Origin of the sequence: Coprobacter tertius, from assembly GCF_024330105.1 — a bacterium.
Classification (GTDB): domain Bacteria; phylum Bacteroidota; class Bacteroidia; order Bacteroidales; family Coprobacteraceae; genus Coprobacter; species Coprobacter tertius.
In genome coordinates this window covers 152,238-165,370 of the sequence record NZ_JANDHW010000001.1, presented here as the reverse complement: position 1 = coordinate 165,370, position 13,133 = coordinate 152,238, and the positions used below count along the sequence as shown (strand labels likewise).

The 13,133-nt window shown below is 38.7% G+C and carries 11 protein-coding genes; 9 read left to right on the top strand and 2 right to left on the bottom strand.

The window, feature by feature from the left end:
• Window position 1: 1 nt before the first annotated feature.
• Window positions 2-973 carry an NAD(P)-dependent oxidoreductase gene (locus NMU02_RS00585; protein WP_255025440.1) on the bottom strand — a complete coding sequence of 324 codons (972 nt, stop codon included), beginning with the start codon at window positions 971-973 and terminating at the stop codon, window positions 2-4.
• A 337-nt stretch (window positions 974-1,310) separates the two neighbouring features.
• On the opposite strand from NMU02_RS00585, the gene NMU02_RS00580 reads away from it, so the two are divergent.
• The 8 genes from NMU02_RS00580 (at window position 1,311) to deoC (ending at window position 9,140) form a co-directional block, all read left to right on the top strand.
• Entirely contained in the window at window positions 1,311-2,549 is a 1,239-nt protein-coding gene (locus tag NMU02_RS00580; protein WP_255025114.1) for a nucleoside recognition domain-containing protein, read from the top strand.
• A 124-nt stretch (window positions 2,550-2,673) separates the two neighbouring features.
• A complete protein-coding gene (ybeY, locus tag NMU02_RS00575; RefSeq protein WP_255025113.1) occupies window positions 2,674-3,087 on the top strand; it encodes an rRNA maturation RNase YbeY in 414 nt (137 codons plus the stop codon).
• Window positions 3,088-3,120: 33 nt separating this feature from the next.
• Window positions 3,121-4,995 carry a tRNA uridine-5-carboxymethylaminomethyl(34) synthesis enzyme MnmG gene (gene mnmG / locus NMU02_RS00570; protein WP_255025111.1) on the top strand — a complete coding sequence of 625 codons (1,875 nt, stop codon included), beginning with the start codon at window positions 3,121-3,123 and terminating at the stop codon, window positions 4,993-4,995.
• A 76-nt stretch (window positions 4,996-5,071) separates the two neighbouring features.
• A complete protein-coding gene (locus NMU02_RS00565; protein ID WP_255025110.1) occupies window positions 5,072-5,596 on the top strand; it encodes an adenine phosphoribosyltransferase in 525 nt (174 codons plus the stop codon).
• A gap of 4 nt (window positions 5,597-5,600) precedes the next feature.
• Window positions 5,601-7,415, top strand: coding sequence for an excinuclease ABC subunit UvrC (gene uvrC, locus NMU02_RS00560; RefSeq protein ID WP_255025109.1), 1,815 nt, complete (start codon window positions 5,601-5,603; stop codon window positions 7,413-7,415).
• 61 nt (window positions 7,416-7,476) lie between these two features.
• Window positions 7,477-7,929 (top strand): D-aminoacyl-tRNA deacylase, encoded by a 453-nt coding sequence (dtd, locus tag NMU02_RS00555; protein WP_255025108.1) that lies wholly within the window; start codon window positions 7,477-7,479, stop codon window positions 7,927-7,929.
• A gap of 1 nt (window position 7,930) precedes the next feature.
• The gene (locus NMU02_RS00550; protein WP_255025107.1) at window positions 7,931-8,257 is read left to right on the top strand and encodes a nucleotide pyrophosphohydrolase; all 327 of its coding nucleotides are present in this window, start codon (window positions 7,931-7,933) and stop codon (window positions 8,255-8,257) included.
• A gap of 1 nt (window position 8,258) precedes the next feature.
• The gene (gene deoC / locus NMU02_RS00545; protein WP_255025106.1) at window positions 8,259-9,140 is read left to right on the top strand and encodes a deoxyribose-phosphate aldolase; all 882 of its coding nucleotides are present in this window, start codon (window positions 8,259-8,261) and stop codon (window positions 9,138-9,140) included.
• Between the two features lie 68 nt (window positions 9,141-9,208).
• Here the strand turns inward: deoC and NMU02_RS00540 are convergent, their stop codons facing one another.
• Window positions 9,209-10,183: a polyprenyl synthetase family protein gene (locus NMU02_RS00540; protein WP_255025105.1), complete on the bottom strand. Its 975-nt coding sequence runs from the start codon at window positions 10,181-10,183 to the stop codon at window positions 9,209-9,211.
• A gap of 134 nt (window positions 10,184-10,317) precedes the next feature.
• Here NMU02_RS00540 and polA point away from each other — a divergent pair, with 134 nt between their 5' ends.
• Window positions 10,318-13,098 carry a DNA polymerase I gene (polA, locus tag NMU02_RS00535; protein ID WP_255025104.1) on the top strand — a complete coding sequence of 927 codons (2,781 nt, stop codon included), beginning with the start codon at window positions 10,318-10,320 and terminating at the stop codon, window positions 13,096-13,098.
• Window positions 13,099-13,133 lie beyond the last annotated feature (35 nt).

The following is a 13,133-nucleotide window of genomic DNA, read 5'->3' as shown; positions in this document are numbered from 1 at the left end:
TTCATTTCATATTGACTTTCGCAACCGGTCCTTTCCCCTCAAAAAAATTGATAATATTACGAGCTGCGTAAGCGGCCATTTCGTTACGTACCTCATATGTTTGAGTACCGGTATGAGGATTAAGAACCACATTATCCATCGACAATAATTCGGGCAACGGGAAATCCCCAAACTCAAATACATCCAAACCGGCAGCCCAAATTTGTTTACTCTGTAAAGCTTTCACAAGAGCCTTTTCATCGACCAAGGGTCCTCGCGCAGTATTTATCAATATAGAGTCGGGCTTCATTTTTTTCAGTTCTTCTTCTCCTATCAGATGATAAGTATCTGCGGTTAACGGTGCATTCACCGAAACCACATCCGCAATCGCCAGTAACTCTCCTAAAGGGAGAAACCGAGCCTCATATTTCTGTTCTACATCGGGAGACAAACGATGACGATTATGATACACGACCCGCATCCCCGAAGCTAAAGCTCTACGGGCCAAAGCCTGTCCGATACGTCCCATGCCTAAAATACCGATCGTTTTACCGTACAAAGAATGTCCCAGATTTTCCAATAAAGCGACTTTTACAGCTCCCGGTATACGCATACGACGGTCTACTTCTGAAATACGCCGGCTCACAGCCAGCAAAAGGCCGAATGCCTGATCTGCAGTAGGCTCCGTTACCGGATCGGGAGTATTGGTGACTTGTATTCCCTTTTCGGTACAATAGGGAATATCGATATTATCGTATCCCACAGCATAGTTAGAAACGATCTTTAATCGGGAAGATGCCGTATCGATTAAACGACGATCGACAGGAAAATTGAACATCGACAACAGTGCATCAAAGTCAGGAATCATCTCGAGCACTTCTTCATATGAAAATGTTTCTACATCTCCCTCAGGTATCGTTACATCATATTTACTCATCAACTCAGCATACCCTTCCCGAAACATATTATAAGTAACCAATACTTTTTTCTTCATCATACATTCATTTTTATTCCTGATGCCAAAAGTAAATAAAATGTACAAACGTCGTAAAAAACTTTTACATTTTCAGAAAATAAAACTCATTTATAGTTATTAACACTTATATTTCTATATTCTGTATAAGAATACAGGTTGAAAATATATATTCAATTCTAATCAGCCACGAATTTTTGTAAATAGTTTAATATCAAATACATATGCCAAATTTAGAATTACTACGTAAAGACTTAAAATAATTAATAACCATACCATTTACAATATATTTATCCGTTAAATAAAAGATTACAATAAAAATATATAATTTTGTTGGTAGTCTTTAAAAAACAAAACGATGGTTCTTAATTATATCTGGATCGCTTTTTTTCTGGTGGCTTTCGTTGTCGCTGTTATACAAACTGTATTTTTTGGAAACCTGACGATTTGGACTGATATTATGAATGCATCGTTTTCTTCTGCAAAAACAGCATTCGAAATTTCACTCGGTCTTACCGGGGTGCTGTCTTTATGGTTAGGACTGATGAAGATTGGAGAAAAAGGTGGCGTGATCGCTTTTTTTTCACGTTTAATCAGTCCATTGTTTTGTCGGCTTTTCCCCGATCTGCCTAAAGATCATCCGGCTTTAGGTTCTATATTTATGAACGTATCGGCGAATATGTTAGGGCTCGATAACGCCGCAACACCTCTCGGTCTAAAAGCGATGCAGGAAATGCAAGAACTCAATCCCCGTAAAGATACTGCATCCAACCCTATGATAATGTTTCTTGTTCTTAATACTACAGGGCTGACATTGGTCCCGCTCAGTGTTATGGTATACAGGGCACAAATGGGAGCTGCTAACCCCTCTGATGTTTTCCTGCCTATACTTATCGCAACCTATTGTTCTACCATAGCAGGACTCATAGCCGTGTGCCTTAAACAAAGAATTAATATTTTCGATAAAGTCATATCCCTTTCCCTTCTGGGACTTACTGCAACTATTGCGCTCATTATCTGGTTCTTCTGGGGAATGCCACAAGAAAAAGTATCTTTATATTCCGCATTTGGAGCTAATCTGCTTTTGTTTTCCATCATTATCGGTTTTATCACAGCCGGACTGATAAAAAAAATAAATATCTACGACGCTTTTATCGAAGGTGCTAAAGAAGGTTTTAAAACCGCAATCACAATAATCCCTTATTTAGTCGCAATGCTTGTAGCAATTGCGATATTCAGAGCTTCTGGAGCTATGGATGTCATAATTTCCGGAATTACAAGATTCGTTAACTGGTGTGGAATCGATTCCGGATTTGTAGGCGCTCTGCCTACAGCACTTATGAAGCCCCTAAGCGGAAGCGGAGCCAGAGGAATGATGGTAGATGCAATGTCTACTTTCGGAGCCGATTCGTTCGTTGCCCGGGTAGCTTCAACAATTCAAGGTTCTACCGATACCACATTTTACATACTGGCCGTTTATTTCGGCAGTGTAGGAATACGAAATACCCGTTATGCCGCAGGATACGGGCTTTTCGCTGATGCAATCGGAATTATTGCAGCTATTTTCACCGCTTATCTTTTTTTCGGAAACAGTTGATCTTAAAACCTAAAACAGGCTTTTACGAAGATAACTTATCAACCTATATTTTATCTATTCCCGTTTTTACTTATCGTTATTAATCCCTATCTTTGTGACATTATTGTGTTAATAAACAGAAGATATGGCTATCTCATATTTTGCCGAAGATATAAAAATGCCGGTATTGAAAAAAAAGGAAACTAACGACTGGATACGTCGTGTTGCAGAAAAATACGGAAAACACTGTGGTGATATTTCCTACATTTTTTGTACCGACGAAAAAATCCTCGAAGTAAACCGGGAATATCTTAAACACGACTATTATACCGATATCATTACTTTCGATTACACACAGGGAAACCGTATTAGCGGCGACCTTTTTATAAGTTTGGATACAGTAAGGAGTAATTCCGAAGAATTGCGCCTTCCATTTGAAGAAGAATTGTACCGAGTAATTATTCATGGCATTCTTCATCTCTGCGGAATAAATGATAAAGGCCCCGGCGAACGGGAAAAAATGGAGATTTGTGAAAATGAAGCTCTAAATATGCGGTAACCTATAAATAATTTATCTCAATCAGCATACTATATGAAATTTGATTACGATGTCATAGTCGTAGGAGCCGGGCATGCCGGATGCGAAGCCGCTTGTGCCGCCGCCAATCTGGGTTCGGAAACACTCTTGATCACTATGGATATGAATAAGATCGCTCAAATGAGTTGCAACCCGGCAGTAGGAGGCATTGCAAAAGGACAAATCGTACGAGAAATAGATGCATTGGGCGGATTTATGGGAATTGTAACCGATAAAACAGCCATACAGTTCAGAATGCTAAATCGATCGAAAGGACCGGCAATGTGGAGCCCTCGAGCACAAAGCGATCGCGAAAAATTCATACAAACATGGCGTGGAATTATCGAAAATACCGATCACTTATCCATGTGGCAGGATTCCGTCAAAGAACTAATCATTAAGGACGGACGCATTCATGGGGTAATTACCGGACTGAACGTTACTTTTACAGCCCGTTCAGTCATACTTACTTCGGGAACATTCATGAACGGACTGATACATATCGGACGCACTAAATTACCCGGAGGACGTATCTCGGAACCTGCATCTTACGGAATATCCGATCAGTTGGCATCTTATGGATTTTCTGTGGGAAGAATGAAAACCGGAACTCCTGTACGTATCGACGGTCGCAGTGTATGTTTCGATCGAATGACGGAACAGGTAGGCGAAAACGATTTTCATAAATTCTCATACCTCGACCTCGAAACACAAAAACTGAAACAAAGATCCTGTTGGATAACTTATACCAATGAAGAAGTACACGAGATTCTCAGACAAGGTCTCCCCGATTCTCCACTATATAACGGGCAAATAAAAAGTATCGGTCCCCGGTATTGCCCAAGCATCGAAACAAAGATCGTAACTTTTTCAGAAAAATCGGAACATCAGTTATTCTTAGAGCCCGAAGGTGAAACGACTCAGGAGTATTATTTAAACGGATTCTCCTCTTCCCTCCCCATCGATATACAATTACAAGCACTGCAAAAGATACCGGCGTTCGAAAATATACAAATCTATCGACCGGGATATGCAATCGAATACGATTTTTTCGATCCCACACAATTAAAACATACTTTAGAAACAAAACGTATCGAAGGGTTATTTTTCGCAGGCCAGATAAATGGAACCACCGGTTATGAAGAAGCGGCCGGACAAGGCCTTATCGCCGGAATAAACGCACATCTGAAATGTCATGGGAATGAAGAATTCATTTTAGGAAGAAACGAAGCCTATATCGGCGTTCTTATCGATGATCTCGTTACTAAAGGAGTAGACGAGCCTTATCGAATGTTTACATCAAGAGCAGAATATCGAATTCTTCTACGTCAAGATGATGCCGATATGAGGTTAACAGAAAAGTCTTACCAATTAGGCTTAGCAACCCCATTACGAAAACAATTGCTCGATCAGAAGAAAAAAGATCGTGACCGAATTATCGAATTTTCCCGGAATTATTCGGTTAAAGCGCAATTTGTAAACGAAGAACTTGAAAAACTCGGAACCACCCCATTGAAACAAGGGGTAAAACTTATCGATTTAATTTTACGGCCACAATTAACGATCAACTCGGTAGCCACGTTAATACCCGCATTACAAGCAGAAATCGATAAAATCAAAAATCGGAAAGAAGAAATTACAGAGGCTGCCGAAATTATGATGAAATATGAAGGATACATAGAGCGAGAAAAAATAATTGCAAACAAGATTGATCGACTCGAAAATATCCGAATAAAAGGGAAGTTCGATTATCCTTCCATAAAGCAATTATCGACCGAAGCCAGACAGAAATTACAACGCATCGATCCCGAAACAATTGCACAAGCATCGAGAATTCCCGGGATTTCACCCAGTGATATAAATATATTATTGGTACTATTAGGAAGGTAGTGTTCCACGTGGAACACTAAAAGTATTACTTTAATACTAAAGGATAACGATCAAATATACAAATAGATAATAAATTATGTTAGTAGAAACGATTAAAAAAAAGATTCGCGACATATATGATTTCCCTCAAAAAGGAATCATTTTTAGAGACCTCACCACCGCTTTTAAAGACAAAGACTGCTTACATGAGCTAAGCGAAAGCCTCACCGATCTTTATAAAAATAAAGGTATAACGAAAGTAGTCGGGATTGAATCGAGAGGTTTTATTATGGGTCCCATTATGGCAAACAATTTAGGTGCCGGATTTGTTACCATGAGAAAACCGGGTAAATTACCAGCCGAGACATGGAGTGAATCTTACGAAAAAGAATATGGGACAGACACGATCGAAATACACAAAGATGCCTTAGACGAAAACGACATCGTCGTCCTTCATGATGATCTGTTAGCAACCGGTGGCACCATGATTGCTGCATATAATTTGGTAAAACGCTTTAATCCCCAAAAAATATATGTAAATTTTATTGTCGAACTCGAATTTTTAAATGGAAGGAATGTATTCCCTGCCGATGTAGAGATCGACGCCTTAATCAAATACTAATGCATTGATCGAAAAAAGCGAACATATTAAAAATATTCTTACCCTTTTACCAGAAACTCCGGGAGTATACCAGTATTTCGATAAAACGGGGAAAATTATTTATATCGGTAAAGCCAAAAACCTCAAACGCAGAGTTTCATCTTATTTCAATAAAATACACGAATCGGTTAAAACGAATGTTCTTGTTAAAAACATACAAGATATTAAATACATTGTGGTTAAAACCGAGGAAGATGCTCTACATCTTGAAAACAGCCTTATTAAAGAGTACAAACCGCGTTATAATGTTTTACTCAAAGATGATAAAACATATCCTTGGATTACGGTTAAAAACGAACATTTTCCCCGTGTATTTCTAACAAGGAAACTCGTTAAAGACGGATCTAAATATTACGGTCCTTATTCTAACCTGCATGTTGCTCGCACAATGCTCGATCTAATCCGGGAATTATACCCCATACGCACTTGCAGCTTAGCTCTGACTCCCGAAAATATAAAAAAGAAAAAGTTCAAAGTATGTTTGCAATACCATATAAAAAACTGCAAAGGACCTTGTTGCGGTTACGAAAACCAAGAAGATTATTTCGAATACATTACTCAAATAAAGCAAATATTAAACGGAAATATACATCAGCTTAGCGAACATTTACGGGAAAAAATGGAAAACCTCGCTTCCGAACTGAAGTTTGAAGAGGCACAAACGATTAAAGAAAAATATCTTTTGATCGAGAAATATAAGGCAAAATCGATTATTGTAAGTACATCTCTTCACAATATCGATGTATTTTCCTATGATGAAGATGAAAACGCAGCCTTCATTAATTATCTTCATGTAAAAAACGGGTCTATCACTCAAAGTTTTACACTCGAATATAAAAAACGGCTCGATGAGGCCCGGGAAGAAATACTTGCACTCGGTATTGTAGAATTACGTACACGTTTTAAAAGTAATTCCCATGAAATAATCGTCCCGTTTCTTCCCGAGCTTGAATTTGAAAATACCGTTTTAGTAGTTCCACAGCGGGGTGATAAAAAGAAATTACTCGATGTATCGGTACAGAATGTAAAACAACATAAAATAGATCGCCTTAAACAGGCCGAGAAACTAAATCCTGAACAAAAAAGTATCCGGTTATTAAAAGAAATTCAGCACGAACTCAAGCTTGAAAAAATGCCTGTACATATCGAATGTTTCGATAATTCGAACATACAAGGCTCTGATGCAGTAGCTGCCTGCGTAGTATTTAAAATGGCCAAACCATCGAAAAAAGACTACAGAAAATATATTATTCGAACAGTACAAGGCCCCGATGATTACGCCTCTATGCAAGAAGTCGTACGGCGACGATATCAAAGAGCATTAGACGAAGGATCACCCCTACCCGATTTAATTATTGCAGACGGTGGAAAAGGACAAATGGAAGTCATCCGGAAAGTAATTGAAGACGAATTACACCTGAATATTCCTATCGCAGGACTTGCCAAAGATAACAAACACAGAACATCGGAGTTATTATTCGGCTTCCCTCCTCTGATTATCGGATTAAAACAACAAACTCCCTTATTTCATCTTTTGGAGCAGATACAAAACGAAGTACATCGTTTTGCCATACGTTTTCATCGGGATAAACGCAGTAAATCGCAAGTCGCTTCTGCACTCGATACAATAGCAGGGATAGGGAATAAAACGAAAGATATTTTACTAAATCGCTACAAAAGCGTAAAACGCATCCGAGAAGTTCCTTTATTCGAACTCGAAGGAGTTATCGGAAAATCTAAAGCCGGTATTCTTTTCAAAGCTTTGCATGAAAAAGAGTGATAAATAAATTTTTCTGAAAAATAAAATGTATCTTCGTTATCCGGAAATAAAGAACTATATCATGAGGATACTTATACAACGTGTACAGAAAGCATCGGTAAGGATCGAAGGAAACATAAAATCATCCATCGGGAAAGGGCTGCTCGTACTAATTGGCATTGAAGATAACGATTCTGAAGAAGATGCAGAATGGCTCAGTAAGAAGACTGTGAATTTGCGCATTTTCGATGACGAAAAAGGCGTTATGAACCGATCGGTTCTCGAAAACGGAGGAGAAATCCTGGTTGTCAGTCAGTTCACATTACACGCTTCAACAAAAAAAGGGAATCGTCCCTCATACATTAAAGCCTCGAAACCCGATCATGCTATCCCGCTGTATGAAACATTTTGCCGAATGATAAGCAGAGAAACCGGTAAAGAAACGGCTACAGGTGAGTTTGGCGCAGATATGAAAGTAGAACTCATTAATGACGGTCCGGTAACTATATGGATCGATTCTAAGAATAAAGAATAATATGACAATAAAAGAAGCGCAGGAAACTGTCGATAAATGGATAAAAGAAAACGGTGTAAGATACTTCAGTGAGCTTACCAATATGGCTATTCTTACCGAAGAAGTGGGAGAAGTAGCACGCATCATATCGAGGAAATACGGAGACCAATCATTTAAACAAGGGGAATCGGATAAAGAACTCGGAGATGAACTGGCCGACGTATTGTGGGTTTTACTCTGTCTTGCCAACCAAACTGGCATAGACATGACCGATGCCCTGCTTAAGAACCTCGAGAAAAAAACCAAACGAGATAAAAACAGACATATTAATAACCCTAAACTGCATTAAAATGGATAAATACAACGAAGCATTGAAGGGGTACATTACCGACCTTAATGACGAAACGGTAAAACAATCGGTTGAAAAGATACTAAGAGATAACCTCGCAAAAAACAGCAATACAGAGGTATATAAGTTTCTTTTCGGTTGTATCGATCTGACGACTTTAAAAACAACCGATTCGAATACTTCGGTAGCAGCTTTTACGAAACGGGTGAATGATTTCGAAAATGAACATCCCGACATGAAAAATGTTGCAGCCATATGCGTATATCCTAACTTCGCAGAAATCGTACGTATGAACCTGGAAGTTTCGAGTGTAAATATAGCATGCGTCTCAGCCGGATTTCCATCGTCACAAACATTTTCTGAAATAAAAGTAGCAGAAACTTCTATGGCTGTTGCCGATGGAGCGGACGAAATAGATATAGTTATAAACGTCGGTGATTTTTTAAGTGGCGAATATGAAGAAATGTGCGATGAAATCGAAGAAATAAAAGAAGCCTGTCGCACTGCCCATATGAAGGTCATTCTCGAAACAGGTGCTTTAAAAACTGCATCAAACATAAAAAAAGCCGCAATCTTATCTATGTATTCCGGTGCAGATTTCATAAAAACATCGACCGGTAAACTCGAACCGGCAGCTACTCTCGAGGCTGCTTATGTAATGTGTCAGGCCATCAAAGAATATTACGAAAAAACAGGTCGGAAAGTAGGATTTAAGCCGGCTGGTGGAATCGTTACATCCGAAGATGCCGTTAAGTATTATTGTATCGTTTCGGAAATATTAGGTAAAGAATGGCTTACCAGAGATCTCTTCCGTATCGGAGCCAGCCGATTAGCTAACAACCTGTTAACTTCGATTGCCGGAAAAGATATAAAATTCTTTTAAATAATTCTCTACATACAACGGGGGCGTAATTATAAGATTACGCCCCCGTTGTATGTATCATTTATCCTTTATTTATCCCGTTCTATAGTATAATCGAGTATCGTTTTCAAAGATTCTTTCACGGGAGACTCATCAAAAGCAGATAAAGCGCATAATGCCTCTTTTCGTAACTTTTTCATTACGTCCTCGGCATATTCTATCCCTCCCATTTCTTTAGCAAAAGAAATCAATTTTTCGATATCTGTCCTGTCGTGCTTATCTTTTTTAGCCAAACGATCCATTTTTTCTTTATCGATTCCTGTTGCTTTATTCAAAGCATATATCAACGGCAAAGTAATTTTACCTTCACGAATATCGTTACCCGTAGGTTTACCGACCTCGTTATTATCAAAATAATCAAAAATATCGTCTTTGATCTGGAAACAAAGCCCCAGCTTCTCACCGAATAATTCAAGATCTTTTAACCTTTCCTCCGAAGCATGCGCCGATAATGCACCCATACGCATACAAGAAATAAAAAGAGATGCTGTTTTTTGGCGAATTACTTCAAAATAAGCCTCTTCACTGAAACGATGTTCCTCTACATTCGAAACCTGATCGATCTCCCCTTTTGCCAACTCTTTACCTAAAGTGCTTAATGTATCTACTATTTGCAAATTACCGGTCACCAGAGAGTGCTTCAGTGCACATGAAACAAAAAAATCTCCAACAAGCACGGCAATACGGTTATCCCAAATTCCGTTTACAGTTCGGCGGCCACGCCGCTCAAACGATTCATCAACGACATCATCATGGATAAGACTCGCATTATGCAGCAGCTCGATAGATGCAGCAGCATCTATCGTTGTTTTGGAAATACCACCGCACATTTTCGCAGAAAGCATCACCAAAATAGGACGTATCTGTTTTCCTTTTTTACCTAAATAGTAGTCAACAACAACATTCATCAATTCACTGTCGGCTTTTAAAGCATCTACAATCACTTCATTTAAGCGAACCAATTCATCGGAAATAGGCTGTTGTATAATCGAGAGTTTATCCATATTACATTAATGATGTGCAAAAATAACAATAAAACAAAAGAATATGCACAGTTTATTGTAAATTTACCCAAAATATAACGTGATCTTTATTTTTCCATCGGTTTACAGAAAACCTTAATAACAGAGTTATTTCAATGTCAGACAAAAGATTATTCTTGTTAGATGCATATGCACTTATTTACCGTGCCTATTATGCCTTCATAAAAAATCCGCGTATCAATTCGAAAGGCCTCAACACTTCAGCTATTTTCGGATTTGTAAATACGCTCGAAGATGTCCTCAAGAAAGAAAATCCTTCTCATATCGCCGTAGGATTCGACCCGTCGGGCCCTACATTTCGACACGAAGCTTATGCCGAATACAAGGCCCAAAGAGAAGCCACACCCGAAGATATAAGAAAAGCCGTTCCTATTATAAAAGAAATCATCGGAGCCTATAATATTCCCATTATCGAAGTTGCCGGATATGAAGCCGACGATGTAATAGGTACATTGGCTAAACTGGCAGAAAAAGAAGGATTCGACACTTACATGATGACGCCCGATAAAGACTACGGACAATTAGTAAGCGATCATATTTTTATATACAAACCCAAATACGGAGGTAACGATTTTGAGATTCGAGGTATAAAAGAAATAAAAGAAAAATACAAGCTCGACAATCCCGAACAAGTTATCGATATATTGGGGCTCATGGGAGACAGTTCTGATAACATTCCGGGATGTCCGGGCGTTGGAGAAAAAACGGCAGTAAAACTCATTCAAGAATTCGGAGGTATCGACCAATTACTTGAAAATACAGATAAATTAAAAGGAGCCCTAAAAACGAAAATAGAAGATAACGCAGAAAAAATACGTTTTTCTAAATTTCTCGCCACTATAAAAACCGACGTTCCGGTTACATTCAATGAAAAAGAATTATTGAGAGAGCCAATAAACAGTTCCCGATTACGAGAAATTTTCGAAGAACTGGAATTTAAAAATTTATCTGATAGAGTTCTCGGAACAACTATTAACAAAACAATAGTTTCAAATACACCGATTCAAGGTTCTCTCTTTGCCGAATTTACGGCCGACCCTCAGGATGAAAAAAAATATACGACTCTCAGTGACTTAAACTCTACTCAACACACCTATTATCTTATTGATACAGAAGAGAAAAGAATAGATTTAGCAAATAAGCTAAAAAATGCTCAATATTTTTCAATAGATACCGAAACAACCGGAATCGATCCTATGTGGGTAGAATTAGTCGGTATGTCTTTCGCTTTGAAAGAAAATGAAGCTTATTATGTACCAGTTCCAGAAGATCAGACAGAAGCCAAAAGAATCGTCTCAATTTTTAAAGATGCGTTAGAAAATGTAAATTCTCTCAAAATCGGACAAAATATTAAATACGATTATATCCTGTTACGAAATTATGGTGTCACGTTAAAAGGCAATTTCTTCGATACCATGATTGCTCATTACTTGCTTCAACCCGAACAACGGCATAATATGGACTATCTCGCCGAAGTATATCTTCATTATAAAACAATACCGATCGAAGAACTTATCGGCCCCAGAGGTAAAGGACAATTGTGTATGAGAAATGTAGAAGCCACCCAAATATGCGAATACGCCGCTGAAGATGCCGATGTAACACTGAAATTAAAAAATATTCTCGAAAAAGAGCTTAAATCCGAAGGCATGGAAAAATTATTCTACGAAATAGAAATGCCCTTAGTCAGAGTTTTAGCTGAAATGGAGATTACAGGTGTGAAGGTAGATACACATGCTCTTTCGGTTTTTTCAGAATCATTGACAAAACGCATAGAAACTATTGAAAAAGAAATTTATGAGATGGCCGGAACAGAATTTAATGTAAGTTCGGCCAGACAAGTAGGTGAAATTCTGTTCGATCGATTAAAAATAGATGAGAAAGCTCGAAAAACCAAGACCGGACAATATTCAACAACCGAAGAAATCCTCGAGAAGTTGAGAAACAGACATCCTATCGTCGGTAAAATTCTCGAACAAAGAGGAATGCGCAAGCTTCTCAGTACTTACATCAATGCCTTACCGGAACTTATCCATCCCCGTACTGGAAAAATACACACCTCATTTAACCAAGCAGTAACAGCAACAGGGAGGCTTAGCTCGAGTAATCCCAATTTACAGAATATCCCGATTCGCGACGACGAAGGACGAGAAATACGCAGAGCATTCATTCCCGACCCAAACTGTCTCTTCTTCTCGGCCGATTATTCACAAATAGAATTACGTATCATGGCCGACCTGAGTCAAGACCCGAATATGCTCGAAGCCTTCAACTCCGGTAACGATATCCATGCAGCTACTGCGGCCAAAATTTATAAAGTGCCGATCGAAGCTGTTACCAAAGATATGAGGAGAAAGGCAAAAACGGCTAATTTCGGCATTATATACGGCATATCGGTATTTGGCTTGGCCGAAAGACTTAACATCCCCAGAAGCGAAGCAAAAGAGCTTATAGACGGTTATTTTGCGACTTATCCTCAAGTAAAGGAATATATGAACAAAAGCATAGAATCGGCCCGTGAAAGAGGATATGTCGAGACCATCAGCGGACGTAAGAGAATGTTACCCGATATTAACTCTCAAAATGCTATTGTAAGAGGTTATGCCGAACGAAATGCTATTAACGCTCCAATTCAGGGCAGCGCAGCAGATATTATCAAAATAGCGATGGTACGCATTTTCGACCGATTTGAAAAAGAGGGATTACAATCACGCATGATTTTACAAGTACACGATGAACTTAACTTCAACGTGAAAGCCGATGAAGCCGACAAGGTAGAATGTATTGTCAAAGAAGAAATGGAACATGCCTCCAAATTACATGTCCCGCTTATTGCAGATTCCGGTATCGGAAATAATTGGCTCGAGGCTCATTAAAAACAGGGCTTTCGCTGTATAGCGAAAGCCCTGTT